This window comes from Pseudomonas sp. BF-R-24, from assembly GCF_019947335.1.
GTDB lineage: Bacteria > Pseudomonadota > Gammaproteobacteria > Pseudomonadales > Pseudomonadaceae > Aquipseudomonas > Aquipseudomonas jessenii.
Genome location: NZ_JAGYGG010000047.1, coordinates 12986 through 39307 on the forward strand (window position 1 = coordinate 12986; position 26322 = coordinate 39307).

Genomic DNA, 26322 nt, shown 5'->3' on the forward strand with positions numbered 1-26322 from the left:
CCCGATGAGCCATTTATCATCCCCGCGTGAAGAGTTCGAAACGGTTTTGCAGCCACTGACCAGCGTGCCGCTGGAACGGGAGTTACCCCTCGGCCAACGTCTATGGCAGCAAGGTTGGCTGCGCAAAAGCCTGATCCTGATTTTGCTCGCGGTGCTTTGGGAAGCTGTTGCCAGGTATCAAAACAACGACCTGCTGCTGCCGAGTTTTGTGCAAACCGCTCACGCGCTTTACGACGGCCTGCTCAGCGGCGAGTTGCTGGGCAAGGTGTGGATTTCTTTGGTGGTGTTGCTCAAGGGCTACCTGATCGGCATCGTCCTGGCGTTTGCCCTGACCACGCTGGCGGTGTCGACGCAATTCGGTCGTGATCTGCTCAGTACCCTGACCTCGATGTTCAATCCCTTGCCGGCCATAGCCCTGCTGCCGTTGGCGCTGCTCTGGTTTGGATTAGGCCAGAACAGCCTGATTTTCGTGCTGGTGCATTCGGTGCTCTGGGCGTTGGCGCTGAACACCTACGCTGGCTTCCTCGGCGTCTCGGAAACCCTGCGCATGGCTGGGCGCAACTACGGCCTCAAGGGCATGCGCTTCGTGCTGTTCATCCTGATTCCGGCGGCACTGCCGTCAATCCTCGCCGGGCTGAAAATCGGCTGGGCGTTTGCCTGGCGGACCTTGATTGCTGCCGAGTTGGTGTTTGGTGCGACAAGCGGCAAAGGTGGGTTGGGGTGGTACATCTTTCAGAATCGCAATGAGTTGTACACGGACAAGGTATTTGCCGGGTTGGCGGTGGTGATCCTGATTGGATTGCTGGTGGAGAATCTGGTGTTTGATTCGTTGGAGCGGGTGACGGTAAGGCGGTGGGGGATGGTGCGGTGAGGGGGTGTCAACATCTTATTCATTTCTTATGAATGGCTATCTCCAATAAGAAACTGACCTCCCTGCTAAGTGCGATCGTTAGATCACAGGTGTTCACCTGATCGAGAGAGTGCTCTAAGTAAGGCGAATCAGGTGAACGACAGGGTTCAATCGAGGTATTTTTTTAATTTCCTCTTCTGTAGCGCTAATGGAAAGCTCCGGCATTTTCCGTTTTCCGCGTATTAGTGGCTGTTGATAGATGTCGATCATTGTTTTCAACTTAGGCATGCCCTGCAGCTCTGATGATTGTGTATGCGGGGCATTAACCGTTAGTGAAGAAGGGGAAATGCTTGGTGCGACCGCGTTGGCATTGGTGTTGTTTATGATTGAGGAGGGTTGGTCCAGTGCGGCTACAGGTGCAGCGACCGGGTTTTTTGTATTTGGCTTTACCGAGCTGATTTCAGCGGCTGCTTTTGGGATGAGCTTGGAGGAGTTTGGGTTTTCTACAATCACACTAGCTCTTTGCGGAAGAGAGCGAACTGGTAGAGGGAGTTTAATGCGTATGTGCCCCGTAGGGTCCGAATTCATCACCGGTTCCCCGCCGCAATACATATATGCATTCAGTCCACCCTTACCAAATGGACTCAAACTGTCCGGGCTATGAAAACGCATCAACCGCGGGTTGTAGGCGCGGTAGCCGTTGCCCAGCAAATACCAACCGATATCCGCCTCACGCAATTGACCATTGAACCCCAGTCGTGTCTCGACATTCTGCTGCGCGGACTGCTCACCGTAGGCGGAGTAGGCGATGGTGTGGGACTGGCCATCGACGATTTCGCCAATGATGGATTGGCTGCGGTCGGTTGCCAGCAGTACTACGCGTGGCCGGCTGCGGTTGTCTTGATCAGCAGGTTGGCTCATGCCGGGATCTTCGCGGAAGCGGGGCAGGCTTTGAGTTTTACTCGCTTGAGCCAGGTTTGCGAACTATCAGAACTGATAGTGGTGTGAGTTGTTTCTATGGTCTACCGCGAATGGATGTGGTGACGGTTCCACCGCTTTCGCGAGCAGGCTCGCTCCTGCATAGGGCCTTTGTCGTACACAAATTTTGCGACCACCTTGGATCCCCTGTGGGAGCGAGCCTGCTCGCGAAGAGGTCGGTGCTGCCAACACATGATTCGGCAGTTTGTTTGCTAGCATTGCGTTTGAATCAGTCCAGATCAAACACGAGTGCTCACTATGCAACTCCCAGACATGAACCTGTTGGTCGCCCTCGATGCCTTGCTCGACGAGGGCAGCGTGGTGGGCGCCGCGCGGCGGATGAACCTCAGCCCGGCGGCCATGAGCCGGACGTTGACGCGCATTCGCGAGGCCATTGGCGATCCGATCCTGGTGCGCGCCGGCCGTGGCCTGGTACCGACCCCCAAGGCACTGGAGTTGCGCGAACAGGTTCGCAGCGTGGTGGAACAGGCCGGTTTGCTGTTTCGTTCGGCCGATGCGGTGGAACTGAGTTCGCTGCGGCGGCGTTTCAGTATTCGGGCCAACGACTTTTTTGTCGGCGTCTACGGCGGCAAGCTGTTCGACACCCTTGACCGGCAGGCACCGCACTGTGAGTTGCGTTTCGTCCCGGAAGGCGATGGCGATGATGAGGCGTTGCGCGAAGGGCGGATCGATCTGAGCGTCAGCAACACCCGGCCGTTGACCCCGGAAGTGAAGATTCAGAATCTGTTTTCCACCCACTTTGTCGGCCTGGTGCGCGAGGATCATCCGCTGTTCGACGAAGAGATCACGGCGGAGCGTTACGCGGGGTTCTCGCATATCAGCATGTCCCGGCGCGGCATTGCCCGAGGTCCGATCGATACCGCGCTCAATGCCCTGGGGCTGGAGCGGCGGGTGGCGGTGATCGCGCCAAGCTTTCATGCGGCGATGTTTGCCTTGCCCGATTCCGACCTGATTCTGCCGGTGCCCAAGGAAGCCTTGCTGAGTGTGCGGCGACTCGGACTGAAGCTGCGCTCGTTCGACCTGCCGATTCCGTTGCCGACCTTAATGCTGACACAGGCCTGGCATCCGCGATTCGACAAGGATCCGGCTCACCGCTGGCTGCGGGAAACGCTCAAGGCGTGTTGCGATGAGACGTGGCTGGCTGCGCAGCCGGACTGAGGTCGAGCGCAATTTCCCCCTGTGGGAGCGGGCTTGCTCGCGAATGCGATTTGTCATTCAACATTGATACCGACTGACCCAACGCCTTCGCGAGCAAGCCCGCTCCCACAAGGGCTTTGCATTGTTGCGTCTAGCGCACTTATAACCTGCCGATAAGTTGATTTTCGTCAGGCATCACGCTTCCTAGAATGCTTCGGTCTTTCCACGCCGGAGCTTGCAGTACATGACTTCCCTTACGGTCACGGCACCTGTTGCTGCGGCCAGCACGGCAGCCGCTCCACCTGTCTTCGGCCCGCGGATCATTATCGGCCTGGTTGGCGTATTGGTGGTGGTGCTGATGTCGGGCCTGAACGAGATGGTGACCAAAGTCGCCCTGGCCGATATCCGTGGTGCGTTGGCCATCGGCTACGACGAAGGCACCTGGCTGGTCGCCTGTTATACCGCGACGTCAGTGGCGGCCATGGCGTTCGCGCCGTGGTGTGCGGTGACGTTCTCGTTGCGGCGTTTCACTCTGTGTGCCATCAGCCTGTTCACCCTGCTGGGCGTGTTGTGCCCCTTCGCCCCGAATTACGAAAGTCTGTTGTTGCTACGCACCTTGCAAGGCCTGGCGGGCGGTGCATTGCCGCCCATGCTGATGACCGTGGCCCTGCGCTTTCTGCCGGCCAATGTGAAGTTGTATGGCCTGGCCGGTTATGCCCTGACGGCGACGTTCGGCCCGGGTCTGGGCACGCCGTTGGCGGGGTTGTGGACCGAGTATGTCGGCTGGCAATGGACCTTCTGGCAAATCATCGCGCCTTGCCTGATTGCCATGGCCGCAGTGGCGTATGGCTTACCCCAGGACCCCCTGCGCCTGGAGCGCTTCAAGTCCTTCAACTGGCGCGGCGTGCTGCTGGGCTTTCCCGCGATCTGCATGCTGGTGATCGGCATCCTGCAGGGCAATCGCCTGGATTGGTTCGAGTCGAACCTGATCTGCGGATTGCTCGGCGGCGGGCTGTTGTTGCTGGTGCTGTTTTTGACCGGCGAGTGGTCGCAGCCGATTCCGTTTTTCAAGATGCAGATGCTCGGCATCCGTAACCTGTCTTTCGCCCTGCTGACCCTGGCGGGCGTGCTGGTGGTGTTGCAGGCGGTGATCATTATTCCGTCCAGCTACCTGGCGCAGGTCCAGGGTTATCGCCCGGTGCAGACCGCGCCGATCATGCTGCTGGCGGCGCTGCCGCAATTGATTGCGCTGCCGTTGGTGGCGGCGCTGTGCAACTTTCGCTGGGTCGATTGCCGCTGGGTGTTGGGCATTGGCCTGAGCATGCTGGCGCTGTCGTGCGTCGGCGGCTCGCAATTGACGTCCGCGTGGATTCGCGACGATTTCTATGTGCTGCAATGGCTGCAGATTTTCGGTCAGCCCATGGCGGTGTTGCCATTGCTGATGCTGTCCACCGGCAGCATCAACCCGATGGAAGGGCCGTTCGCATCGGCCTGGTTCAACACCGTCAAAGGCCTGTCGGCGGTCATCGCCACCGGGGTGATCGAGGCGTTGACCACGGCACGCCTGCATTTCCACTCGACCATGCTGGTCGACCGTCTCGGCAACTCACCGCTGGCCGAGCGCGACAGCGCAAGCCTCGCTCATCGGCTGCATGAGCAAGCGGTGGTGCTCACTTCCTCTGATCTTTACCTGTGCATGGCCGGTATCGCCGTGATCTTGATCCTGCTGATTTTCTGGCTGCCGACGCGGATTTATCCACCGCGCGCACCGACCTGATTGCTCCACTGAAACAGAAGGTTTTTATGAACACTCAAGCAAAGCAGAAAGTCGCGGTTGCCGTGGCCGCCGCATTGGCCATCGGCGTGTTGCTGTACCTGGCGATGCCCGGCCTGTTCGGCAAGCGTACCCAACAGAACACCAATGATGCTTATGTCTCGGCGGATTTCACCCTGGTCGTGCCGCGGGTTGCCGGGTTTATCAAGCAAGTGCTGGTCGAGGACAACCAGCAGGTCAAGGCCGGGCAGTTGCTGGCACTGATCGATGACCGGGATCTACGCGCCGCCGCCGAGGCCGCCGATGCCGAAACGCTGGTGGCCAGGGCGCAACTGCAAAACGCCCGGGCGACCCTCGAGCGCCAGGCGTCGGTGATTGCCCAGGCGCAATCCTCGGTGGTTTCGGCCAAGGCGGAAATGGCGTTTGCCGAGCATGAATTGAACCGCTACAACCACCTCGCCGGGGTGGGCGCTGGCACGGTGCAAAACGCGCAACAGGCGCAAACGCGCATCGACCAGGCCTCCGCACGGCTGGCCAATGCCACGGCGGTACTGGCGGCGGAGCGCAAACAAGTGGAGATCCTCACGGCCCAGCGCGATGCAGCCGAAGGGGGGCTGAAACGGGCGCAAGCGAAGCTGGAAATGGCCAGCTACGAGTTGTCCTATACGAGGATCGTTGCGCCACAGGACGGCATGGTCGGCGAGCGCGCAGTGCGGGTCGGCGCCTACGTCACACCGGGCAGCAAAATCCTCGCTGTGGTGCCGCTGGCGCAGGCGTACGTGATGGCCAATTTCCAGGAAACCCAACTGACGGATGTGCAGCCGGGGCAGGCTGTGCAAGTGCGCGTCGATAGCCTGGGCGGTGCGGCACTGAACGGTCGTGTCGAAAGCATTGCACCGGCCACCGGGGTGACGTTTGCCGCGGTCAAACCGGACAACGCCACCGGCAACTTCACCAAGGTGGTACAGCGGATACCGGTGAAAATCGTGCTGGAGCCGGGACAGTCGCTGGCCGAGCGCTTGCGGGTGGGGATGTCGGTGGAGGCGAGTATCGATACCAGCAGTGGTGTCTCGCGTGAGGTGACTCAGCGATGAAAACCTGTGTTGACGGTGCGGACGCTATCGCGAGCAAGCTCGCTCCCACAAGGGTTATGCGCGAAGTACAAGATTTTCGCATCACAGAAAGTCCATTGTGGGAGCGGGCTTGCTCGCGAAGGGGCCAACTGTCGCAACTTACCTTGAGTGCCTTGCTCGCTATGAGCCTCAGCGCCTGCACCGTCGGCCCGGACTTTCACAAACCTCAGCCCACACAAATCACCGAGTGGTCGAAACCATCAAAGGCAGCCGCCAGCCAAGCCATCGCCGAAACGATGAACGAGCGCTGGTGGGAGGTGTTCAACGACCCGAAACTCTCGGCCCTCACGCAACGCGCCCTGAACGACAACCTCGACCTGAAGCTGGCCAGCAGCCGTTTGCAGCAAAGCCGTGCCGTTCGCCAGGTGATCACCGCCAACCGCTATCCGAATACCGCCGCCACGGGAAGTTACGCCCGAAAACGTAATAGTGGTGAAGGCCTGAGCGACCCGTCAGGGCACAACGGCCAGTCCGCATTCAACCTATGGGATGCCGGCTTTTCCGCGTCCTGGGAGCTGGACCTCTGGGGCCGCGTGCGGCGGGAAACCGAAGCGGCCGACGCCAACCTTGAAGTCGCCGAGAACGACCGACGCGGTGTGCTGCTGTCGGTGCTGGCCGAAACCGCCCAGGACTACATTCAATTGCGTGGCGTGCAGAACACCCGGCTCGTCACCGAACAGAACCTCGACGTTGCCCGCCATAGCCTGAAGCTCTCGCAATTGCGCCTGGCCGACGGTGTCGCGACGGATCTGGATGTCGCCGAAGCCGCCGCGCAGGTGGCGGCCATCGAATCACGCCTGCCCGCACTGGAGCAGCGCCAGTGGCAACTGATCAACGCCTTGAGTCTGTTGATGGGCGAACCGCCCCAGGCATTGGCGGCGGAGTTATCCACAGACGCACCGGTGCCACAAACGCCGCGCCAGGTCGCCATTGGCTTGCCCTCGCAACTGGCTGAACGTCGCCCGGACATCCGCGAGGCCGAAGCGCGCCTGCATGCCGCGACCGCGAGTATTGGCGTGGCCAAGGGTGATTTCTATCCACGGATTACCCTGTCGGGCAATGTCGGTTCGCAAGCCATGCAGTTGAGCGATTTTGGTTCGTGGGGCTCGCGAGCGTTCGGCATCGGCCCGCAATTCAGCCTGCCGCTGTTCGACGGCGGGCGCTTGCGCGGCGTGCTGAATTTGCGCGAAGCCCAGCAACAGGAAGCGGCCATCGCCTACCAGCAAACCGTGCTGCGCGCTTGGCATGAAATCGATGACCAGTTGACCGCCTACAACGCCAGCCAGTTGCGTCGCGACAGCCTCGCCGAAGCGGTGCGGCAGAACCAGATCGCCTTGCAAACAGCGCAACAGCAATATGTCGAAGGGGTGGTGGACTTCGTCAATGTGCTCACCGTGCAAGGTGCGCTACTGGCGACCCAGGAGCAATGGGTCGAGAGTTCGACCGGCGTGTCGCTGGCGATGGTCGGGTTGTACAAGGCCCTCGGCGGCGGATGGGAGTCGGTGTATCCGTTGGCGGCGCAGACTGAGTAAGCGTCTGAGTTCAAGGTTTCGACGACAAGTCCGCCATGCCCTTGAGCAACTCGATCGGCAGTGGAAAGACGATGGTCGAGCTCTTGTCGCCGGCAATCGAACTCAGGGTCTGCATGTAGCGCAGCTGCATGGCCCCCGGTTGGCGGCCCAGCATTTCGGCGGCTTGCATGAGTTTTTCCGAGGCCTGCAATTCGCCTTCGGCGTGGATTACCTTGGCTCGCCGTTCCCGTTCGGCTTCGGCCTGCTTGGCGATGGCGCGGATCATCGATTCGTTGAGGTCCACGTGCTTGATCTCGACGTTGGCGACCTTGATGCCCCAGGCGTCGGTCTGGGCGTCGAGTACTTGCTGGATGTCCAGATTCAAGCGTTCGCGTTCGGCCAGCAGTTCGTCCAGTTCGTGTTTACCCAGCACCGCCCGCAGCGTGGTTTGCGCCAATTGGCTGGTGGCCATCAGAAAGTCTTCGACCTGGATGATCGCCTTTTGCGGATCGAGCACACGGAAATACAGCACTGCGTTGACCTTGACCGACACGTTGTCGCGGGTGATCACGTCTTGCGGTGGCACGTCCAGCACCACGGTGCGCAAATCGACCCTTACCATTTGCTGGACCACCGGAATCAGCAGGATCAGGCCAGGGCCCTTGACCTGCCAGAAGCGCCCGAGCTGGAACACCACGCCGCGCTCGTATTCGCGCAGGATGCGGAACGTCGCCCCTGCCAGTGCGATGATCAACAATAGCAGCGCGACAAGACCCAATTGCAAACCCATGACTATTCTCCGCCCGGCGCCGCGTCAGCCGCGGCCACTTGCAGCAGCAAACCCTTGCGCCCCACCACCCGCACCCGCTGCCCGGGTTGCAGCGGCGTCGCGCTAAGCACTTGCCATCGTTCTCCTTGCAGATGAATCCAGCCGCCATAGGCGTTACCGGTCTGCAATGACGTCACCGCCGTCACGCTGCCGAGCAGCCCGGCATCACCGCTGACGATTTCGCGCGGTCGTGTCTTCATGGCGTGAATCACCAGGTAGATCAGCAATAGCGCGCTGACCAGTCCCAGGCCGATCATCAACGGCACGGGCACTTCGGTATTGGACAGGATCACCGCGCCGATCACGAACATCACGATGCCGCCCAGGCCGATCACGCCGTAATTGGGCAGGGCCGCCTCGGCGATCAGGAACGCTAGGCCGAAGGTGATCAGCCAGATCCCGATGGGGTTGGGCACCAGCAACACAACTGTGTCGGTGGCGCAGGCCGATCCGCTCAACGCCAATAGCAACGCAACTGCACAGCAACGCATGTTCACTTGACCCTCCGGGAGAGGCGTGGAGTGGCTCTGAATACAGTTTAGTTGAGCCTCGGCCGGTATGAATTTTGCTCAATTACCGTCGGCAGCCGATGAGCGGATTTCCCACCGGAACGCGCTGACGGGCCTAGACTTTTACTACGCAAGCCAAGCTTTAATCATCGTCCGTAAGCGATCATGGCGGACACCGAGGTGCATCATGCGTATGGCAAGAACCGTGCAGCGAAGCCTGGAAAAGGCTCAATGCGAATATGACATCGTCAGCCACCCACACTCGGCCAGCAGCCTTGAAACGGCGCGGGTCGCAGGTATTCCTGCCGAACGGGTGGCCAAATCGGTGATCCTCGACGATCACCATGGGCATTACCTGATGGCCGTGCTGCCCGCCAGCCGCCACCTTGACCTGAGCAAAGTCCGCAGCAGCGGTGAGTGGCAGGTTTCCCGCGAAAGCAACCTCGCGCACCTGTTCGATGATTGCGAGCGTGGCGCAGTACCGGCGCTGGGTGAGTCCTATGGGTTGGAGGTGGTCATCGATCCGCTGCTGACCCGGCAAAAAGACATCTATCTGGAGGCTGGAAACCACGTCAACCTGGTGCGCATGGACATGCCCGAGTTTCTGAAAATGGTGCCGCATGCCGAGGTGCGGGAATTGAGTCATTGAGTTTTGTTTCGTCAATGCTGACGTCATCACGGGCAAGCCCGCTCCCACAGGAACTGCGATTAACCTGTGGGAGCGAGCTTGCTCGCGATGACCGCGCAGCGGTCCTTGAATTGGTCCCCAGGAGTTCGACATGGAAAGCCCGACCCACAACCTTCCATCCCTGTTCAAACAACTCGGCCTGCCGGACGACGCCGAAAGCATCGATAAATTCATCGCCACCCATTCACCGCTCAAACCGGAGCTGCACCTTGCGGACGCGTTTTTCTGGAGCCCGAGCCAGGCGGAACTTCTGCGGGAGGAGATTCTCGATGACGCGGATTGGGCCGAGGTGGTGGATCAACTGGATGTGATGTTGAGGAAGGGGCGGGGGGTGTGAATCGTCATCGTCCGGGCGGCCACTGTCGGGATGTATGGACCAGGGCGAGTATCCAGATGGCGTCCAGTCCCTGCTCATAAACAATGCGGTAACTCTGATGTGGCGTCAGCTCGCGAGTGCCTGAAATGATCCCGGCAGGGCCGATTTCCGGGTATTTGGCAAGCCGGGATAGCGCATTGCTGAACCGGTTGTCCATGTCGATGGCTGCTTTTGGGTTAACGGCATGCAGGTAATCCCAAATGTCTGCACGGTCCTGTGCTGCTTCTTTCGTCCATATTATTTTCATTCCTGTAGCTCGGCCCGCCTGCGCCTGGCAGCGAACTCTGCCTCAATTTCATCATTTGTCAGCCCGTCGCCGGCGCGCATCGAAGCGCGTGCGGTGTCGACCTTACGCTGCAGGAATGCTTCGTACTCGCGAGCCTCCCGTTGGGTTTGAACAAACTGACGCATCATTTCCCGGACGATTTGCGAGGCGGGGCGATGAGCGGCTTCTGCCTCTGCCATGAACTGCTCACGCAGTTCAGACTCAAGTTTCATTGTAAAAACGGCTTGTTTCGACATGGCTGCCTTCTCGGTTGTCGTGCTGACAAAGTATATACATCTTAAGTACGGTGGCTTGTTCACCCCATATCGCTTCGCGACGGATGGAAGCCAATATGTTTCAAAACTTGACGGAAAATCCCCTCCAATGCGATATTGATAGTTAGCAAACTAACAGTGTGTATTTTCCCTCGTGCCGAATAACCTTGCCATTCTCCAGATGAACATCAGCAGCGCCATGGTGGTGGCCGCCAGGCATTGGCGCAAAATCTGCCAGACCACGCTCGCCAACTATGGAATCTCCGAAGCCTGCGCCGTTCCGTTGTTGATGATCGGGCGGCTGGGCGAGGGTGTGCGCCAGGTGACGGTGGCCCAGGCAGCAGGGATGGAAAGCCCGTCGCTGGTGCGCCTGCTCGATCAGTTGTGCCATGGCGGCTACGTCTGCCGCACCGAAGATGCACAGGACCGCCGCGCCAAATGCCTGAGCCTGACCGAAACCGGTCGGGAGCTGGTGCAGGCGGTCGAAGTGGAACTGGTGCGCTTGCGCCACGAAGTCCTTGAAGGCATTGACCAGAGTGATCTGGAAGCTACGCTGCGGGTACTGAGAGCATTTGAAGCGGCCACGCCGCCATCGGTGGCCAACTCTTGAGCGGATTTTTCTCTGGCATGCCCCCGGCGCGGGACTGGTTCTACGGAGTCCGCACCTTCGCCGCATCGATGATCGCGCTGTACATCGCCCTGCTCATGCAAATGCCGCGTCCATATTGGGCGATGGCTACGGTGTACATCGTTTCCAGTCCGTTTCTCGGTCCTACCAGTTCCAAGGCACTGTACCGGGCGGTCGGCACCTTTATCGGCGCTGCTGCGGCGGTTTTGTTCGTGCCGATGTTCGTGCAGAGCCCCTACGTGCTGGTGGTGGTGATTGCGCTGTGGACCGGGACGCTGCTGTTTCTGTCCCTGCATTTGCGCACGGCCAACAACTACGCCTTGATGCTCGCCGGTTACACCTTGCCGCTGATCGCCCTGCCGGTGGTGAACAACCCGCTGGGGGTGTGGGACGTGGCCGAAGCGCGGACCGAAGAAATCTTTCTGGGCATCGCCGTGGCGGCGGTAGTGGGCGCCATGTTCTGGCCCCGGCGCCTGGCGCCGGTGTTCAATGATTCGGTGAGCAAATGGTTTACCGATGCATCGACCTACAGCCTGCGCTTCCTCAGCCGTAACGTGCAGCCTGAAGAGGTCAGCGCGTTGCGGGCATCGATGGTCGCTACCTTCAACTCCCTGGAGTTGATGATCGGCCAGTTGCCCCACGAAGGCTCGCGTCCGCAGACGGTGCGCAACACCAAGGAGTTGCGCGGGCGGATGATTCACCTGCTGCCAGTGATCGATGCCCTCGACGATGCGCTTTACGCCCTGGAACGGCGCACCCCCGAGCTTGTGGACAAGTTCGCGTCATTGCTGACGGCCACCACCGAGTGGCTCGAGCACAAGGATGCCGACCTCGCCCGCTGGCAGGCACTGAAGGATAAACTCGAGGCCCTGCAACCGGCTCCCGAAGCGCTGGATGACCGCAAGCAACTGCTGTTCTCCAACGCGATTTACCGTCTCGGCGAGTGGATCGATTTGTGGCAGGACTGCCGCAGCCTGCAATACGCCATCCAGTGCGAAAGCCAGGACAATTGGCGCGCGGTGTATCGGCATTGGCGGCTGGGGCGACTGTCCCCGTTTCTGGATCGCGGTCTGATGTTTTATTCCGCTGCTTCCACCGTCACCGCGATAATCGTCGCTTCGGTGCTGTGGATTCTGCTCGGCTGGACCGATGGCGGCAGCGCAGTGATCCTGGCGGCGGTGGCGTGTAGTTTCTTTGCCTCGATGGACGACCCCGCGCCGCAGATTTACCGGTTCTTTTTCTGGACGGCGATGTCGGTGGTGTTCGCCAGCCTTTATCTGTTTCTGGTGCTGCCCAACCTGCATGACTTTCCGATGCTGGTGCTGGCGTTTGCCGTGCCGTTCATTTGTGTCGGCACCCTGACGGTCAAGCCGCAATTTTACCTGGGCATGCTGCTGACCCTGGTCAACACCTCGTCCTTCATCAGCATTCAGGGCGCTTACGACGCGGACTTCCTCAGTTTCGCCAACTCCAACCTGGCCGGCCCCATGGGGTTGCTGTTCGCGTTCATCTGGACCCTGATCGCCCGGCCGTTCGGTGCCGAACTGGCAGCCAAGCGCCTGACCCGTTTCAGCTGGCGTGACATTGTCGGCCTCTCCGAGCCGGCCACGTTGTCTGAGCATCGGCTTCTGGGCATACGGATGCTCGATCGGCTGATGCAGCACCTGCCGCGCCTGGCCATGACCGGCCAGGACTCCGGCGTGGCGCTGCGGGAAGTGCGGGTGGCGCTGAATCTGTTGGACCTGCTCGCTTATACGCCGCGGGTCCTTGGTGTGCCGCAGGTGCTGCTGCGCCAGGTGGTGGCCGAGGTTGGCGAGTACTTCAAGGCCTGTCTCAAGGCCGGTGAGCGCTTGCAGGCACCGAGCCCGTTGCTGATGACCCTCGACCGCACGCGTCGCGCCCTCAACGGTGCCGGCGATGATGAAACCCGTCGGCATCTGCTGCACGCCCTGAGCGGCCTGCGCCTGGCACTGTTGCCCGGCGTCGAATTCGTCGGTTCCGCCGAGCCCGAAGAACCGCTTCCCCATGGCATTGATGGAGCGCCCTTATGATCGGTGACCTGGATCTGAGCGGGGTATTCCTGCCCACGCTGCTGGTGCTGATGGGCATTACGTATGTGTTGTACCTGTTGGTGCACGGGGTGCTGACGCGCCTGCACTTTTACCGTCTGGTCTGGCACCGGGCATTGTTCAACGTGGCCCTCTACGCCTTGCTGCTTGGCGCCGTGGACTCACTCAGTCGATACCTGATGACATGAAAAAACCGTTTCTAACCCTGGGTCGCGTGGTGTTGACCCTGCTGATCGTGAGCTTCGCCGTGGTCGTGGTCTGGCGCATGGTGATGTATTACATGTTCGCGCCCTGGACCCGCGACGGGCACATCCGTGCCGACATCGTGCAAATCGCGCCGGATGTCTCCGGGCTGATCCAGCAAGTGGAGGTGCGCGACAACCAGTTGGTCAAGCGCGGCCAGGTGCTGTTCAGCATCGATCCGGACCGCTTCAAGCTGGCCCTGCGCCAGGCGAAAGCGGCAGTCGCCGACCGTGAAGAAACCCTGGCCCAGGCCCAGCGCGAGGCCAAGCGGAACAAAGGCCTTGGTAACCTGGTGCCGGGTGAGCAACTGGAAGAAAGCCAGTCGAAAGTGGCCCGCGCCCAAGTGGCCTTGTTGGAAGCCCAGGTGGCGGTGGACAGCGCACAGCTCAACCTCGACCGCTCGGTGATCCGCAGCCCGGTGGACGGCTACGTCAACGACCGCGCGCCACGGCCCCAGGAGTTCGTCAGCGCCGGGCGGCCCGTGTTGTCGGTGGTCGACAGCAACTCGTTCCACATCGACGGCTATTTCGAAGAAACCAAACTGAACGGCATTCATATCGGGCAGAGCGTCGACATCCGGGTGATCGGCGACAATGCGCGCCTGCGCGGGCATGTGGAGAGCATCGTCGCCGGTATCGAAGACCGCGACCGCACCAGCGGCAATAACCTGCTGCCCAACGTCAACCCGGCCTTCAGCTGGGTGCGGCTGGCCCAGCGGATTCCGGTGCGGATCGCCTTCGATGACGTGCCGGATGATTTCCGCATGATCGCCGGGCGCACCGCCACGGTATCGATCATCGACGATCAGCAACGGGAGCCGGCGCAATGAGCAAGGCCTCGGGTTTGGCGGTCACCGGATTAGGTTTGCTGCTGTCGGCGTGTCAGGTGGTCGGGCCGGATTATCATCTGCCCGAAGAGGCGGTTGTCCATCGTCCAGACTTCCAAGGCGATCTGGCGGTCGACGGTAAAACAGTGGTGTCCGCGCCGGTGCCGGCCGATTGGTGGCGCCTGTACAAGGATCCGCGACTCGACCAGTTGGTGCAGCAGGCCATGGCCTCCAACACCGATTTGCGTGTGGCGGCGGCCAGCCTGTCGCGGTCTCGTGCGCAGGTTGATGAGGCCGAAGCGGCGGGCGGCTGGAGCGGCGGCGTGCAGATGGGCGCCCAGCGCTTGCAGGAGTCTGGCCAGGCATTCCTGCTGCCGGAAAAAGTGCCGGTGGCCAACATCGGCGATATCGGCATCAGCGCGTCGTACCAGTTCGACCTGTTCGGCACCTTGCAACGCGGTATCGAAGCGGCCAAGGCCAATGCCGATGCGACACAGGCAGCTGCCGATACTGCACGCATCACCGTGGTGGCCGACGTGGTTCGCGCCTACACCCAGGTGTGTGCAGCCAATGAAGAGCGGGAAATCGCCCAGCATTCCCTCGACCTGCAAGCCCAGAGCACCACGCTGATCCAGCGCCTGCGCGATGCCGGGCGTGGCGACGAAACCCAGGTCACCCGCTCGCAGACCCAATTCAAATCCCTGCGCGCCGACATGCCGCGCTATGAAGCGTCGCGCCAGGCCGGGCTGTACCGCTTGTCGATGTTGCTGGCCAAGCCGGTGGACCAACTGCCGGCCGGCACCGCCACCTGCGACGAGCTGCCAAAAATCGCGCAACTGGTACCGGTGGGCGATGGCGCTGCGTTGCTCAAGCGTCGTCCCGATGTGCGGCAGGCCGAGCGGCGACTGGCGGCCGCGACGGCCGGTATCGGCGTCGCCACGGGCGAGCTGTACCCGAACATCAGCATCGGCGCGACCATCGGTACCGTCGGTATCCTGGACGATCTCGGCGACCCGTCTACCAACCGCTGGGGCTTCGGTCCGTCGCTGACCTGGAACGTGCCGACCAACGGCGCCCGGGCGCGCATCCGCGAAGCCGAAGCGGTGACCCAGGCGACACTGGCGCATTTCGACGGGGTGGTGCTCAACGCCATTCGCGAGACCCAGACCGGTCTTGCCCAGTACACGGCATTGCTGCAACGCCGCGATGCACTGGCCGATGCCGAGCAATCGGCAAAACTGGCGGCCGACCAGACCCACCGCTTCTTCCAGGCCGGCCGCGCCTCGTTCCTGGCCGACCTGCAAGCCACCCGCACCTACATCGACGTCACGGCGCAGCTGGCAGCCGCTAACACCCAGGTTGCCGCCAGCCAGATCGATTTGTTCCTCGCCTTGGGCGGCGGTTGGGAAAGCGGACGAACGCAAGCGTCGAACTCCGGCAAACCCTGAGGCCGTTGCTATGCTTTGAAGTGTTGGAGGGGCGCCCGGTGCAAAAGCGCCCTTTCTTCGCACAAGGCTCGCGCAGGTCAGGGGGAAACCAATAATGAAAAACCCTTATGCTCTCGGCTTCTGGTGCGCCATCGTGGCGTTGGTGCTGCTGTCGGCCACCTATTTCTACGGCATCATGCTGGCCCACCAGATCGACAAGGCCATGGCGTTCCTCGACAGTGCCGCCGCGCTGATTGCCGTGATGTCCATTGCGGTGGTGGCCTGGGCCTCGGTCCAGAATCAACGCATCAAGAAAAGACAACTCGAACAGGGCAAGACCCTGGTCCTGATCTGGGACACCAAGGTGGCGTTGCGTCGTGTCGAAACGGTGTTCGACCGCTATTTCTGGGGCAGTTACTGGCAACCGGGGCGCACCTTTCAGGAAGTCATGGGCGAATTGACCGGCACGCCGCTGGAAAAAAGCCTCGAGAGCCTGAAAAAACAGTGCCTGGCGCTGGACCGGCAGGTGGCTGACGACGGTCGGCACTGGCTCAGCAATGCCCGCGAACTGGCCGATGTCGCCACGGCCATGGCCCGCGAACGCTATCAACTGGACGTCTGCGACCCGCGCGCGGAAGTGACGGGCGGGGCGGTGATCAACCGTGACTTCGAAGTGCTGGTGTACACCTGGACTGCGCGGCTCAAAAGCTTTGATCATCAGCTGGATGAGATTGAAGTCCAGTATTCCTGAGATATCGATATTGGCTGTACCTACGCCTTCGCGAGCAAGCCCGCTCCCACATTGGAATGCATTCTCATGTGGGAGCGGGCTTGCTCGCGAAGGCGATTGCATAGGCACAAATAATCCCCAACCCTGTGAACAACCCCAAGACACTCTTTCACCTTTAATCATTGGGCCGTTCGTCGCCCCTGGTGCTAATCTCCATTCCACTTTCAGCACAGTCGAGCCGCAACCCGTCATGGGTTCAGGGAAGACGACCTCACTTTCAACAACGGACACTGAACGGGTCATACATGAATAAATCAGCAGGCGTGCTACTGGGAATTGTTGTCGCAATCGGTGCCATCAGCGCAGGCGGGGCCTGGTTCACCGGCACCAGGATCGAAGGTGTGCTGAACACCTCGATAGCCGATGCCAACAAGGAACTGCAGGCGGCGATGGTTGGTTCCAACGGCACGGCGTCGCTGGAGCTGGTGTCGCTGGAGCGTCATGTGTTCAGCAGCACCGCGCACTATCGCCTCAAGGGCGAAGGCGAAATGTTCGGCGAAGCGCCGGTCGAGTTGCTGTTTGTCGATCACATCGAACACGGCCCGTTGCCATTCTCGCGCCTGATGTCGCTCAAGTGGCTGCCGGTCCTGGCGACCAGTCACTACGAGCTGGAAAAGACCCCGTTCACCGAGAAGTGGTTTGCCGCCGCCAAGGACAAGTCCCCGCTGACCGGCGTGGTCAATATCGGCTATGACAACGCTACCAATGGCACCTTCGAGTTGCAGCCGCTGGAAATGGCACTGGATGACAAGTCGAGCATGAAGTTCTCCGGCTTGAAAATGGACGTCGACGCCAGCGCCAAGGCGCAGAAGGTCAAGGCCAACGGCTACATGGACAGCCTGAAGGTGACCACCGTGTCCGAAGACCAGACGCCGGTGCAGGTTGAATTCAATGGCCTGACCCTGGCCAGCAACCTGACAAAAAGTACCTACGGTTTCTACACCGGCGAAAACGTCGTTGAACTGGCCAGCGGCAAATCGACTTTTGGCGTCAAGCAGTCGGTGCTGGACTTCAAGAAATTCGAGATGAAAAACCTGACTGAAGAAAAGGGCAGCAACGCCTCAGGGCGTGCCGATTACAAGGTTGGCGAAGTGTCCCTGAACGGCAAGACCATTGGTTCCGGTTCGCTGGCCATGAGCCTGAAGAACCTCGACATTCCGGCGACCCTGTCGTTGATGCAGATTTACCAGAGCAAACTGCAGCCGTATGAAAGGGCGGTGGCCGAAGCAACGGCGGCCGGTCTGCCGGCACCGGAGCTGAAACTGACCGAAGCCGAAGAGGCGCTGCTCAAGTCCAGCCTGGAAAAACTGCTGGCGGCCGGACCACAAGTGGCCCTGGAAAACCTGTCGTTCAACACCGCCAACGGTGAGAGCCGCGCCAACATGGTGCTCGACCTGACCAAGCCACAAGCTATCGATCTGCCGACCGATCAGTTGGTCAGACAGCTGATCGCGCTGCTGGACTTCAAGCTGCAAGTGTCCAAACCCATGCTGGTCGATGTGCTCACCGTGCAATCGCAAATCGACGGTCAGACCGACGCCAAGCTGATTGCCGATCAGGCCACCGCCACCGCGGACATGTTCAGCAGCATGGCGGTCGGCAGCCAACTGGCAAAACTGGACGGCAATAACATCGTCACCAACTTGCGTTACGCCAACAATCAGGTGGACTTCAACGGCCAGAAAATGACCGTCGAAGAGTTTGCCGGTTTTGTGATGAGCAAGTTTGCGGATGCTGGCGCCACCGAATAACGGCGGCCGTTTACCCCGCAACGCCCGGCTTCTGCATCGCGCAGGCGCCGGGCGTTTTGCTGTCTGGCAACTCTAGGGAACGTCACGGATCAGGCGCCATGCCTCTTCCCATGGCAGCGGTTGTTTCATCCGCTCGGCGAGCATTGCCATTGCCCGGTCCATCTCGCAGGCTACCGCCGCCGACACCACGCCGTTTTTTCCGAACAGGCCTATGAACGGCGGGTTGTAAGGGTCGCCCTTGAACTCGACTTCGTCCCAGGCCTCGGAGTGGCCGAGGTAGTCATAGGTTTTACCGAAATGCCAGGTCCAGAAAAACGGCACGTCGAGGTAATGCTCGTCACCGCCCAGCATATTGGCCGCGGCGATCCGCGCCTGCTGTTGGGCCAGTCGCCAGTGTTCGATGCGCAGGTATTGGTTGTTCAGCGGGAACGTTGCGATATCGCCAGCCGCCCAGAGGCCGTCGGCCACGCGCATTGCGCCATCGACATGCAGCGAGTGATCCTGCTCCTTCGGTAACCCGGTAAAGGCCGCCGTGGCTGGCGTCACGCCGATGCCGACCAGCACCAGATCGGCCGCCAAGCGTTGGTCGTTGTCCAGGCGCACGGCTTCGACCTTGTCCGTCCCTTCGATCTGTACCGCATTGCCCTTGGTATGAAACACGACGCCATGGGCTTCATGTCGTGCGCGAATGGCCTTGCCGACCGTATCGCCGAACTGTTTGGCAAGCGGCACCTCGTGGCGGGCCAGTACGGTCACGTGCAGGCCAAGCTGGCGCAGGGACGAGGCGGATTCCATGGCAATAAAGCTGTCGCCGATGATCACCACCCGCTGGCCGGCGCTGGCGCTGTCCAGAATCTGCTGCGCATGGGCTTTGGAGCGCAGGACGAACACTTGCGGCAGGTCGGCGCCGGGCAGCGTCAGCGGGTTGGGCACGCCGCCGGTGGCCAGCAACGCGGCGTCGTATGTCAGTGATTGGCCGTCAGTCAGTCGCAGCGTCCGGTTTGGCGCATCCAGGCTTGCCACTTCGCCTCGCAGGCGTTCGATCCGCTGCTCGCGGTAAAAATCCTCATCGCGTAGCGGCGGGACTTCGTGCAGCGGCATCTCCCCGGCGATCACGTATTTGCTTAGCGCCGTGCGGTCGTATCCGGCATCGGCTTCGCGGTCGATCAACAGTAACCGGCCGCCGAAACCTTTCTCGCGCAAACACGCCGCCGCCGCCGTGCCTGCCGCGCCAGCACCGACAATGATGAAGGTTCGTGGATCGTCGGCCGGTGGCGCGTGGGCGTCCGGCATCGGCTGGTCGCCGACCCAGATGTCGCCGTCACGGACTTCAAGGGGATAGCGCTTGAGGCTGTCCAGGGCTGGGGGTTCGCACAGCCCGCCATCCTCGACCCGAAACTGCGCCTTGTGCCATGGACACGTCAGGCGCCCGTGGCATATCGCGCCGTCCGCCAGCGGGGCTCCGGCATGCGGGCATTCGGCCTGATAAGCGCGCAGTTGTTCGCCGGCCCGCAACAGCAGAATTTTGCTGTCCTGGACCTGCACTTCCAGACCCCGGTCTTCGGGCACATTGGCGACACGCGCAACGCGATGCAGAGTCATGATTGCTCTCCAGACAGACGTTTCACTTATGAGTCTGGTACTTATCGCGAGGTTCAGCCAATTGCCCCTGCCACGGCGTGAACGGTGCGGCTATAGTTTGCACGCCGACGACGGCCCAACACGTACAAGGTGCTCCGGTATGCCCCGATTGACCTCAATGAACCCTTGGCTTGCGGCCTTGGCAGTCGCCCTTTGCGTGCAGTTCCCGGCGCAGGCCCAGGAACGTTTCACCCTGAACATTCCTGGAGTCTCCGATGACCGCCTGTTCACGTCGACCGCCGCCAGCGATTCCGCGGGCTGCGGCGGGCATAATATTTCCCCGGCATTGAACTGGAACGCCGGCCCGGCAGCCACCCAAAGCTACGCCATCGTCATGCACGACCCTGACGGCCAGCAGGGCCAGGGCATCGATCAGTGGGTGCATTACGGCATCAAGGCCGGCACCCACCAGATCCCGGCCGGCGCCGGGAGCAAACCCGGCCTCGAGGGCGTCGCCGGTACCAACAGCAAGGCAACCACCGGCTATGTCGGCCCTTGCCCGCCCGTTGGCGACAGCGCGCACCACTACATCATCCAGATCTACGCCCTGGACCTGCCCCCGGACGCCTTGCCCGCCGGCCTGACCCGCGCGCAGCTGCTGGAAAAAATCAGAGGCCACGTCCTGAAAAACAGCAGCGTGGTGCGGCGCTATCACCGCTAAAGGCTGATCGCCCCAGCGGATTTGCAGAAAACTGAAGTGCGCGGCATTCCGGGGATTTGGCATCCACCCCCGAAAGCGCGCACTATCAGTGCTATAGCCGATGCGTTGGAGGATGCCGTGGCAAAAAAAATCGACCGCATCGCCCAAATGCTCAACTGCCCGCAAAAGGGTGAAGAACTGCGGCGAGCGATTACCGAGAGTCGCAAGGATTTTCTGCTGAATCAGCCGGAAGAGGATGTTGTTGAAGACGACGACCTTGAAGAGGAGTTTTTCGAGGACGACGATGAGTACGACGAGTTCGACTGGACAACAGAATGAAAAAACCGCTTCGGCGGTTTTTTTGTGGGCCAAGACAGCAGCGGTCGGAGACCCGTTGACCGCCATGCAGAGAATGGCACACTATCAGGTACTTTTTTACGTACCTTTGGAACCGCCATGGAGCAGCTACTTGCAAGCCGTTCGGTCAGCATCACCGAGCTCAAGCGCAGCCCGAGCACTGTAATAGAGCAAGCTGGTTCCGAGCCTGTTGCCGTGCTCAACCACAATCGCCCAGCCGCCTATCTTTTACCGCACGCGGCCTATCAACAGCTGCTGGATCGGCTGCACGCTGCCGAACTTCGTGAAGCCATTGCAGCGAGCCGCAATGATCCGCGTCCGGCCGTCGCTGCCGATACAATGTTTGCCGAGCTTGATGCGCTGATTGATGAGGTAGAAGCAGAGCAAAACCGTCCATGAGGCAATTGCTGTTCTCTGCATCGGCACGGGACGATCTGCTGCAAGTCGCTCGTTTTATCGCCCGAGACAATCCTGACCGGGCCCGGACGTTTGTGGGCGAGCTGCGCATGCAGTGCACGCGATTGATCGAACAACCGAATCTGGGTATTTCAAGAGACGATTGCGCCAAGGGATCGCGAATGCTTCCCCATGGCCGATATCTGATTTTTTACTGTTTGATGGACGATGGGATCAAGGTCGAACGCGTACTGCATAGCGCGAGAGACATTGGCCGGCTGTTTGAAAAAAACAGCATTGATCACTAGGCGCGAAGCTTTCAAACACCCACAAAAAAGCCCCAGACCCATAAGGCCTGAGGCTTTCTCGCTACAAGGTATGGTGCACCAGGCGGGATTCGAACCCACGACCCCTGCCTTCGGAGGGCAGTACTCTATCCAGCTGAGCTACTGGTGCAGCGGGCGCCATGATACTCATATGCGTTGAAGGCGTCCATGCTGCTGAATCGCCTGTGTTTTTTGAAGCTGTAACGCGCGCCTGCTACGTTGATCAGAAAAAACAGGCAAAAGCGTCGTTTTCGTTCTTTTTTTCGAACAGGCTATTGTCCTTTACCCCCTTTGATCCTAGGATTCGTTTGAGATTTCAAACGCTCTTGTCTGGGTGCTGAACCGCACGAGTTCAATCAGTGCGCTATTTATGTGCTTCAGCCCGGTGAATGATTTCCCTGACGGCAGCCTATCGAGGCGCCTTTCTACAATCATAATTTGCTCCGCATTCTTTGCGGTGCTGTTAAGGAAAGCCGACATGCAGCTTAAAGACACCCAGTTGTTCCGCCAGCAAGCCTTCATCGATGGCGCGTGGGTCGATGCGGACAATGGTCAGACGATCAAGGTCAACAACCCGGCAACGGGCGAAATTCTGGGCACCGTGCCGAAAATGGGCGCTGCCGAAACCCGCCGTGCGATCGAAGCTGCTGACAAAGCGCTGCCGGCCTGGCGTGCACTGACCGCCAAAGAACGTGCGACCAAGCTGCGTCGCTGGTACGAGCTGATCATCGAGAACCAGGAAGACCTGGCTCGCCTGATGACCCTGGAACAAGGCAAGCCATTGGCCGAAGCCAAGGGCGAAATCGTTTACGCCGCTTCCTTTATCGAGTGGTTCGCCGAAGAAGCCAAGCGCATCTACGGTGACGTGATTCCGGGCCACCAGCCAGACAAGCGCCTGATCGTGATCAAGCAGCCAATCGGCGTGACCGCTGCGATCACCCCGTGGAACTTCCCGGCCGCGATGATCACCCGTAAAGCCGGTCCAGCCCTGGCCGCCGGTTGCACCATGGTGCTCAAACCTGCTTCGCAAACTCCGTTCTCTGCATTCGCCCTGGCCGAACTGGCCCAGCGTGCCGGAATCCCGGCTGGCGTGTTCAGCGTTGTTTCCGGCAGCGCCGGCGACATCGGCAGCGAGCTGACCAGCAACCCGATCGTGCGCAAGCTGTCCTTCACCGGTTCGACCGAAATCGGTCGTCAACTGATGTCGGAATGCGCCAAGGACATCAAGAAAGTGTCCCTGGAGCTGGGTGGCAACGCGCCGTTCATCGTGTTCGACGACGCGGACCTGGATAAGGCCGTCGAAGGCGCGATCATTTCCAAGTATCGCAACAACGGTCAGACCTGCGTCTGCGCCAACCGCCTGTACATTCAGGATTCGGTCTACGACGCGTTCGCCGAGAAGCTGAAAGTGGCTGTTGCCAAGCTCAAGATCGGCAACGGTCTGGAAGACGGCACTACCACTGGCCCGCTGATCGACGAAAAAGCCGTGGCCAAGGTGCAAGAGCACATCGCTGACGCCGTTTCCAAAGGCGCCACCGTGCTGTCCGGCGGCAAGTCGATGGAAGGCAACTTCTTCGAGCCGACCATCCTGACCAACGTGCCGAATAACGCTGCCGTGGCCAAGGAAGAAACCTTCGGTCCATTGGCTCCGCTGTTCCGCTTCAAAGACGAAGCCGATGTGATCGCGATGTCCAACGACACCGAGTTCGGTCTGGCCTCGTACTTCTATGCTCGTGATCTGGGCCGTGTGTTCCGTGTGGCTGAAGCCCTGGAATACGGCATGGTCGGCGTCAACACCGGGTTGATCTCCAACGAAGTCGCGCCGTTCGGCGGCATCAAGGCCTCGGGCCTGGGCCGTGAAGGCTCCAAGTACGGCATCGAAGATTACCTGGAAATCAAATACCTCTGCCTGGGCATCTAAGCCGGGAAGAGCATTGCTTCAAGCGCAAAGGGCACGAGAGCGCTGTCCCTTTGCGCCGTTTCAAACCGGAATTTTCTCTGTGGTCGGGAAAGCTGTGGCAGTCGATCATCGCATGCTGCCTTAGTTACCTCCCCACCGCTTTATCCTTGAACCACGCCGCCCGATGAGCGGTGAATGAGGAATGTATGAGCAAGACTAACGCTTCTTTGATGGCCCGCCGTACCGCTGCTGTTCCACGTGGTGTTGGCCAGATTCACCCGATCTTCGCCGATTCCGCGAAGAACGCGACCGTAACCGACGTTGAAGGTCGTGAATTCATCGACTTCGCCGGCGGTATCGCCGTACTGAACACCGGCCACGTGCACCCGAAAGTCATCGCCGCCGTGACCGAGCAGTTGAACAAGCTGACCCACACCTGCTTCCAGGTACTGGCCTACGAGCCGTACGTGGAAGTGTGCGAAAAAATCAACGCCAAAGTCCCAGGTGATTTCGACAAGAAAACCCTGCTGGTGACCACCGGCTCCGAAGCCGTGGAAAACTCCATCAAGATCGCCCGTGCCGCCACTGGCCGTGCTGGCGTGATCGCCTTCACCGGCGCCTACCACGGTCGCACCATGATGACCCTGGGCCTGACCGGTAAAGTCGTGCCTTACTCGGCCGGCATGGGCCTGATGCCAGGCGGCATCTTCCGCGCGCTGTACCCGAACGAACTCCACGGCGTGAGCATCGACGATTCGATCGCTTCCATCGAACGCATCTTCAAGAACGACGCCGAGCCGAAAGACATCGCCGCAATCATCATCGAGCCGGTTCAGGGCGAAGGTGGTTTCTACGTCGCTCCGAAAGAATTCATGAAGCGTCTGCGTGCCCTGTGCGACCAGCACGGCATCCTGCTGATCGCTGACGAAGTACAGACTGGCGCTGGCCGTACCGGTACGTTCTTCGCCATGGAACAGATGGGCGTTGCTGCCGACCTGACTACCTTCGCCAAATCCATCGCTGGCGGCTTCCCGCTGGCCGGTGTGTGCGGCAAGGCCGAATACATGGACGCCATCGCTCCAGGCGGCCTGGGCGGCACCTACGCCGGTAGCCCGATCGCTTGCGCCGCGGCCCTGGCCGTGATGGAAGTGTTCGAAGAAGAACACCTGCTGGATCGTTGCAAGGCTGTTGGCGAGCGTCTGGTAACCGGCCTGAAGGCCATCCAGGCCAAGTACCCGGTGATCGGTGAAGTCCGTGCCCTGGGCGCGATGATCGCGGTCGAGCTGTTCGAAAACGGCGACAGCCACAAGCCGAACGCCGCAGCCGTGGCGTCCGTTGTAGCCAAGGCTCGTGACAAGGGTCTGATCCTGCTGTCCTGCGGCACCTACGGCAACGTTCTGCGCGTCCTGGTACCGCTGACCTCGCCGGACGAGCAACTGGACAAAGGTCTGGCGATCATCGAAGAGTGCTTCTCCGAGCTCTGATCCCCGGTGTGACCTGATCCACAAAAAACCCGCTTCGGCGGGTTTTTTCATGCCCCTTGAAACACATCCCGCCCATTAGCGCTGTATCGAATGGCCAGCATTGGCTAAGGTTTGCGCATTGCCAGGGAGAGCTGTATGACAACCGTCATTTTACCCGCCGTTCCAAGAGTCCTGATCGCCGAGGCCGACCCTTGGTCCCGGGATTTGCTCAAGGAAGTGTTGTTGAACGTACGCTGCGATGCGCGGCTGGATTTGTGCGCCGATGGTCAGCAAGCGCTGGAGCTATTGGCTGACAACCCCTATGACCTGGTGATCGCCGACCGGGAGTTGCCCGGCGTCGATGGCCTGAATGTCCTGCGCAACATCCGCCAGCGCAAACGCAATCCGCCCATGCCGTTCATTCTGATGAGCAGTCGCAACGACAGTGCCAGCGTGCGCGAGGCCTTGCCGCTGGCGCCGGCCGCGTACCTGACCAAACCCCTGAATATGGAAAGCCTGACCCATCGGTTGCAGGGGCTGCTGCTGAATGCTGGCGAAGAAGTCTCGTGCGAAGTGCCGTCGCTGGCACCGGGCATGACGTTGTCGGTGTTTCTGGAGCGTCGACGGGAATTGGCTGACGGTGCGCCGCTGATGACCGACGTGCAAGTGGCGGTCAAACGCAGCCTCAATCCCAATGGCCTCGACCTGACGGTGCTGGAAGACGAAATCCGCACCGATCCGCAGGTTACCGCTGTGCTGATCGCCGCCGCCAACAGCGCGGCCCAGCACCACGGCACCGCTGTGCAAACCCTGTCCCAGGCGCTGCATCGCCTGGGCACCGGGCAGAGCATGAACCTGATTCTCGGGTTGGCGCTCAAGCGCAGTGCCCGGCTCAGCGATCCGCAATTGGCCGACTATGCCGAGCGTTACTGGGATCTGTCCCTGCACACCGCCGAATACGCGAGAACCCTGGCGCGCTTGCTCGATCTGGATCAGGAGCGCTGCTATTGCGCCGGCATGTTGCATCGTCTCGGCGATCTGGCGTTGCTGCGGTGTTTGCAGGAATGGAAACAGGCCGGTGGCGAACTGGACGAGCAGGAGGAAGTGGGCGAAGCGCTGGTTGAATTTGGCGCGGCCTATGGTTCGGCCTTGCGCACGCGCTGGCGCCTGCCACTGGAGTTGCGCGAGCTGATTGCGGCGGCCTACCAGCTCGGTGGCGGGGTTTACTCGCGCGAAGCGCTGGTGATGAACATGGCGGCGCAGATGGCACGCTTGACCGAGCATGAGGGCATCGAGGCGCTGGCGAAGAGCCGGACGGCGAGGTTGCTCAAGATCGGCCTGCCGGAGTTGATGCGTTTGCGCAAGTAACAAGGCTTATGCACACCCCCTGTAGGAGATTCTATGTTGCAGGGGAACCCTGCAACTTCAAATTCGGCTGGTATTCGCTCTGGTTTTTCATGAGGGCGAATGCCACTCGGCAAAGCTTGCGGGCAAGAATGACCAAGGCCTGAGTTCTGGC

General features: G+C 60.5%; 27 protein-coding genes, 1 tRNA gene and 1 pseudogene. 21 read left to right on the forward strand and 8 right to left on the reverse strand.

Annotated elements, in window-relative coordinates; translation table 11 throughout:
* The first annotated feature begins 4 nt into the window (after positions 1-4).
* The gene (locus KGA98_RS25360; protein ID WP_223504356.1) at positions 5-871 is read left to right on the forward strand and encodes an ABC transporter permease; all 867 of its coding nucleotides are present in this window, start codon (positions 5-7) and stop codon (positions 869-871) included.
* A 114-nt stretch (positions 872-985) separates the two neighbouring features.
* Here KGA98_RS25360 and KGA98_RS25365 read toward each other — a convergent pair whose 3' ends face one another.
* A complete protein-coding gene (locus tag KGA98_RS25365; RefSeq protein WP_223504358.1) occupies positions 986-1771 on the reverse strand; it encodes an RHS repeat-associated core domain-containing protein in 786 nt (261 codons plus the stop codon).
* Positions 1772-2086: 315 nt separating this feature from the next.
* On the opposite strand from KGA98_RS25365, the gene KGA98_RS25370 reads away from it, so the two are divergent.
* From KGA98_RS25370 to KGA98_RS25385, 4 genes are all read left to right on the forward strand, one after another.
* Positions 2087-3007: a LysR family transcriptional regulator gene (locus KGA98_RS25370; protein WP_223504360.1), complete on the forward strand. Its 921-nt coding sequence runs from the start codon at positions 2087-2089 to the stop codon at positions 3005-3007.
* 223 nt (positions 3008-3230) lie between these two features.
* Positions 3231-4763, forward strand: coding sequence for an MFS transporter (locus tag KGA98_RS25375; RefSeq protein WP_223504362.1), 1533 nt, complete (start codon positions 3231-3233; stop codon positions 4761-4763).
* A 26-nt stretch (positions 4764-4789) separates the two neighbouring features.
* Positions 4790-5854 (forward strand): HlyD family secretion protein, encoded by a 1065-nt coding sequence (locus KGA98_RS25380; RefSeq protein WP_223504364.1) that lies wholly within the window; start codon positions 4790-4792, stop codon positions 5852-5854.
* On the forward strand, positions 5851-7425 hold the full coding sequence (locus KGA98_RS25385; RefSeq protein ID WP_223504366.1) for an efflux transporter outer membrane subunit: 1575 nt from the start codon (positions 5851-5853) through the stop codon (positions 7423-7425). Before KGA98_RS25380 ends, KGA98_RS25385 begins: the two co-directional genes overlap by 4 nt.
* 10 nt (positions 7426-7435) lie before the next feature.
* On the opposite strand, the gene KGA98_RS25390 is transcribed toward KGA98_RS25385, so the two are convergent.
* Both KGA98_RS25390 and KGA98_RS25395 read right to left on the reverse strand, forming a co-directional pair.
* Entirely contained in the window at positions 7436-8194 is a 759-nt protein-coding gene (locus KGA98_RS25390) for a slipin family protein (RefSeq protein ID WP_057399130.1), read from the reverse strand.
* A gap of 2 nt (positions 8195-8196) precedes the next feature.
* Positions 8197-8730 (reverse strand): NfeD family protein, encoded by a 534-nt coding sequence (locus KGA98_RS25395; protein WP_154910771.1) that lies wholly within the window; start codon positions 8728-8730, stop codon positions 8197-8199.
* Between the two features lie 199 nt (positions 8731-8929).
* Between KGA98_RS25395 and KGA98_RS25400 the strand changes: the two genes are divergently transcribed.
* Together KGA98_RS25400 and KGA98_RS25405 are read left to right on the forward strand one after the other, a co-directional pair.
* Positions 8930-9391, forward strand: coding sequence for an aminoacyl-tRNA deacylase (locus KGA98_RS25400; protein ID WP_007975646.1), 462 nt, complete (start codon positions 8930-8932; stop codon positions 9389-9391).
* A 130-nt stretch (positions 9392-9521) separates the two neighbouring features.
* The gene (locus tag KGA98_RS25405; RefSeq protein ID WP_015092958.1) at positions 9522-9767 is read left to right on the forward strand and encodes a DUF2789 domain-containing protein; all 246 of its coding nucleotides are present in this window, start codon (positions 9522-9524) and stop codon (positions 9765-9767) included.
* A 4-nt stretch (positions 9768-9771) separates the two neighbouring features.
* Here the strand turns inward: KGA98_RS25405 and KGA98_RS25410 are convergent, their stop codons facing one another.
* Complete coding sequence (locus KGA98_RS25410; protein ID WP_102672451.1) at positions 9772-10053, reverse strand: type II toxin-antitoxin system RelE/ParE family toxin; 282 nt, start codon at positions 10051-10053, stop codon at positions 9772-9774.
* Complete coding sequence (locus KGA98_RS25415) at positions 10050-10328, reverse strand: antitoxin of toxin-antitoxin stability system (RefSeq protein ID WP_150812085.1); 279 nt, start codon at positions 10326-10328, stop codon at positions 10050-10052. Before KGA98_RS25415 ends, KGA98_RS25410 begins: the two co-directional genes overlap by 4 nt.
* 199 nt (positions 10329-10527) lie before the next feature.
* Here KGA98_RS25415 and KGA98_RS25420 point away from each other — a divergent pair, with 199 nt between their 5' ends.
* From KGA98_RS25420 to KGA98_RS25450, 7 genes are all read left to right on the forward strand, one after another.
* Positions 10528-10956, forward strand: coding sequence for a MarR family winged helix-turn-helix transcriptional regulator (locus KGA98_RS25420; protein WP_046040691.1), 429 nt, complete (start codon positions 10528-10530; stop codon positions 10954-10956).
* Positions 10953-13025, forward strand: a complete 2073-nt coding sequence (locus KGA98_RS25425; protein ID WP_223504368.1) for an FUSC family protein — start codon at positions 10953-10955, stop codon at positions 13023-13025. The genes KGA98_RS25420 and KGA98_RS25425 overlap by 4 nt, the downstream gene beginning before the upstream one ends.
* On the forward strand, positions 13022-13231 hold the full coding sequence (locus KGA98_RS25430) for a DUF1656 domain-containing protein (protein ID WP_007987399.1): 210 nt from the start codon (positions 13022-13024) through the stop codon (positions 13229-13231). The genes KGA98_RS25425 and KGA98_RS25430 overlap by 4 nt, the downstream gene beginning before the upstream one ends.
* Positions 13228-14115 carry an HlyD family secretion protein gene (locus KGA98_RS25435; RefSeq protein WP_223504370.1) on the forward strand — a complete coding sequence of 296 codons (888 nt, stop codon included), beginning with the start codon at positions 13228-13230 and terminating at the stop codon, positions 14113-14115. Before KGA98_RS25430 ends, KGA98_RS25435 begins: the two co-directional genes overlap by 4 nt.
* Positions 14112-15560 (forward strand): efflux transporter outer membrane subunit, encoded by a 1449-nt coding sequence (locus KGA98_RS25440; protein WP_223504372.1) that lies wholly within the window; start codon positions 14112-14114, stop codon positions 15558-15560. The genes KGA98_RS25435 and KGA98_RS25440 overlap by 4 nt, the downstream gene beginning before the upstream one ends.
* 94 nt (positions 15561-15654) lie before the next feature.
* The gene (locus tag KGA98_RS25445) at positions 15655-16290 is read left to right on the forward strand and encodes a hypothetical protein (protein WP_057712526.1); all 636 of its coding nucleotides are present in this window, start codon (positions 15655-15657) and stop codon (positions 16288-16290) included.
* Between the two features lie 284 nt (positions 16291-16574).
* Positions 16575-18080: a YdgA family protein gene (locus tag KGA98_RS25450; RefSeq protein ID WP_223504375.1), complete on the forward strand. Its 1506-nt coding sequence runs from the start codon at positions 16575-16577 to the stop codon at positions 18078-18080.
* Between the two features lie 72 nt (positions 18081-18152).
* On the opposite strand, the gene KGA98_RS25455 is transcribed toward KGA98_RS25450, so the two are convergent.
* On the reverse strand, positions 18153-19682 hold the full coding sequence (locus KGA98_RS25455; RefSeq protein ID WP_223504378.1) for an FAD-dependent oxidoreductase: 1530 nt from the start codon (positions 19680-19682) through the stop codon (positions 18153-18155).
* 139 nt (positions 19683-19821) lie between these two features.
* Between KGA98_RS25455 and KGA98_RS25460 the strand changes: the two genes are divergently transcribed.
* The 4 genes from KGA98_RS25460 (at position 19822) to KGA98_RS25475 (ending at position 21422) form a co-directional block, all read left to right on the forward strand.
* A complete protein-coding gene (locus KGA98_RS25460; RefSeq protein WP_223504380.1) occupies positions 19822-20382 on the forward strand; it encodes a YbhB/YbcL family Raf kinase inhibitor-like protein in 561 nt (186 codons plus the stop codon).
* A 36-nt stretch (positions 20383-20418) separates the two neighbouring features.
* Entirely contained in the window at positions 20419-20700 is a 282-nt protein-coding gene (locus KGA98_RS25465) for a hypothetical protein (protein ID WP_223504382.1), read from the forward strand.
* Between the two features lie 117 nt (positions 20701-20817).
* Positions 20818-21117 carry a type II toxin-antitoxin system Phd/YefM family antitoxin gene (locus KGA98_RS25470; protein ID WP_057399144.1) on the forward strand — a complete coding sequence of 100 codons (300 nt, stop codon included), beginning with the start codon at positions 20818-20820 and terminating at the stop codon, positions 21115-21117.
* Complete coding sequence (locus tag KGA98_RS25475) at positions 21114-21422, forward strand: type II toxin-antitoxin system RelE/ParE family toxin (RefSeq protein ID WP_223504385.1); 309 nt, start codon at positions 21114-21116, stop codon at positions 21420-21422. Before KGA98_RS25470 ends, KGA98_RS25475 begins: the two co-directional genes overlap by 4 nt.
* Positions 21423-21493: 71 nt before the next feature.
* Here KGA98_RS25475 and KGA98_RS25480 read toward each other — a convergent pair.
* Positions 21494-21570, reverse strand: a tRNA-Arg gene (locus tag KGA98_RS25480).
* 348 nt (positions 21571-21918) lie between these two features.
* Here KGA98_RS25480 and gabD point away from each other — a divergent pair.
* From gabD to KGA98_RS25495, 3 genes are all read left to right on the forward strand, one after another.
* Positions 21919-23361, forward strand: a complete 1443-nt coding sequence (gabD, locus tag KGA98_RS25485; RefSeq protein ID WP_154861288.1) for an NADP-dependent succinate-semialdehyde dehydrogenase — start codon at positions 21919-21921, stop codon at positions 23359-23361.
* A gap of 185 nt (positions 23362-23546) precedes the next feature.
* Positions 23547-24824 carry a 4-aminobutyrate--2-oxoglutarate transaminase gene (gene gabT / locus KGA98_RS25490; RefSeq protein ID WP_007994487.1) on the forward strand — a complete coding sequence of 426 codons (1278 nt, stop codon included), beginning with the start codon at positions 23547-23549 and terminating at the stop codon, positions 24822-24824.
* 135 nt (positions 24825-24959) lie between these two features.
* Positions 24960-26171, forward strand: coding sequence for a response regulator (locus KGA98_RS25495; RefSeq protein ID WP_223504387.1), 1212 nt, complete (start codon positions 24960-24962; stop codon positions 26169-26171).
* A 31-nt stretch (positions 26172-26202) separates the two neighbouring features.
* On the opposite strand, the pseudogene KGA98_RS25500 reads toward KGA98_RS25495, so the two are convergent.
* Positions 26203-26322 (reverse strand): annotated as a pseudogene (locus KGA98_RS25500) (IS110 family transposase); the annotation flags it as partial.

What these genes read in the sequence shown, in the direction of transcription:
- KGA98_RS25360 (WP_223504356.1), top strand. Translation starts at nt 5, where the DNA reads ATGAGCCATTTATCATCCCCGCGTGAAGAGTTCGAAACGGTTTTGCAG.
- KGA98_RS25365 (WP_223504358.1), bottom strand. Translation starts at nt 1,771, where the DNA reads ATGAGCCAACCTGCTGATCAAGACAACCGCAGCCGGCCACGCGTAGTA.
- KGA98_RS25370 (WP_223504360.1), top strand. Translation starts at nt 2,087, where the DNA reads ATGCAACTCCCAGACATGAACCTGTTGGTCGCCCTCGATGCCTTGCTC.
- KGA98_RS25375 (WP_223504362.1), top strand. Translation starts at nt 3,231, where the DNA reads ATGACTTCCCTTACGGTCACGGCACCTGTTGCTGCGGCCAGCACGGCA.
- KGA98_RS25380 (WP_223504364.1), top strand. Translation starts at nt 4,790, where the DNA reads ATGAACACTCAAGCAAAGCAGAAAGTCGCGGTTGCCGTGGCCGCCGCA.
- KGA98_RS25385 (WP_223504366.1), top strand. Translation starts at nt 5,851, where the DNA reads ATGAAAACCTGTGTTGACGGTGCGGACGCTATCGCGAGCAAGCTCGCT.
- KGA98_RS25390 (WP_057399130.1), bottom strand. Translation starts at nt 8,194, where the DNA reads ATGGGTTTGCAATTGGGTCTTGTCGCGCTGCTATTGTTGATCATCGCA.
- KGA98_RS25400 (WP_007975646.1), top strand. Translation starts at nt 8,930, where the DNA reads ATGCGTATGGCAAGAACCGTGCAGCGAAGCCTGGAAAAGGCTCAATGC.
- KGA98_RS25405 (WP_015092958.1), top strand. Translation starts at nt 9,522, where the DNA reads ATGGAAAGCCCGACCCACAACCTTCCATCCCTGTTCAAACAACTCGGC.
- KGA98_RS25410 (WP_102672451.1), bottom strand. Translation starts at nt 10,053, where the DNA reads ATGAAAATAATATGGACGAAAGAAGCAGCACAGGACCGTGCAGACATT.
- KGA98_RS25415 (WP_150812085.1), bottom strand. Translation starts at nt 10,328, where the DNA reads ATGTCGAAACAAGCCGTTTTTACAATGAAACTTGAGTCTGAACTGCGT.
- KGA98_RS25420 (WP_046040691.1), top strand. Translation starts at nt 10,528, where the DNA reads ATGAACATCAGCAGCGCCATGGTGGTGGCCGCCAGGCATTGGCGCAAA.
- KGA98_RS25430 (WP_007987399.1), top strand. Translation starts at nt 13,022, where the DNA reads ATGATCGGTGACCTGGATCTGAGCGGGGTATTCCTGCCCACGCTGCTG.
- KGA98_RS25435 (WP_223504370.1), top strand. Translation starts at nt 13,228, where the DNA reads ATGAAAAAACCGTTTCTAACCCTGGGTCGCGTGGTGTTGACCCTGCTG.
- KGA98_RS25440 (WP_223504372.1), top strand. Translation starts at nt 14,112, where the DNA reads ATGAGCAAGGCCTCGGGTTTGGCGGTCACCGGATTAGGTTTGCTGCTG.
- KGA98_RS25445 (WP_057712526.1), top strand. Translation starts at nt 15,655, where the DNA reads ATGAAAAACCCTTATGCTCTCGGCTTCTGGTGCGCCATCGTGGCGTTG.
- KGA98_RS25450 (WP_223504375.1), top strand. Translation starts at nt 16,575, where the DNA reads ATGAATAAATCAGCAGGCGTGCTACTGGGAATTGTTGTCGCAATCGGT.
- KGA98_RS25455 (WP_223504378.1), bottom strand. Translation starts at nt 19,682, where the DNA reads ATGACTCTGCATCGCGTTGCGCGTGTCGCCAATGTGCCCGAAGACCGG.
- KGA98_RS25460 (WP_223504380.1), top strand. Translation starts at nt 19,822, where the DNA reads ATGCCCCGATTGACCTCAATGAACCCTTGGCTTGCGGCCTTGGCAGTC.
- KGA98_RS25470 (WP_057399144.1), top strand. Translation starts at nt 20,818, where the DNA reads ATGGAGCAGCTACTTGCAAGCCGTTCGGTCAGCATCACCGAGCTCAAG.
- KGA98_RS25475 (WP_223504385.1), top strand. Translation starts at nt 21,114, where the DNA reads ATGAGGCAATTGCTGTTCTCTGCATCGGCACGGGACGATCTGCTGCAA.
- gabD (WP_154861288.1), top strand. Translation starts at nt 21,919, where the DNA reads ATGCAGCTTAAAGACACCCAGTTGTTCCGCCAGCAAGCCTTCATCGAT.
- gabT (WP_007994487.1), top strand. Translation starts at nt 23,547, where the DNA reads ATGAGCAAGACTAACGCTTCTTTGATGGCCCGCCGTACCGCTGCTGTT.
- KGA98_RS25495 (WP_223504387.1), top strand. Translation starts at nt 24,960, where the DNA reads ATGACAACCGTCATTTTACCCGCCGTTCCAAGAGTCCTGATCGCCGAG.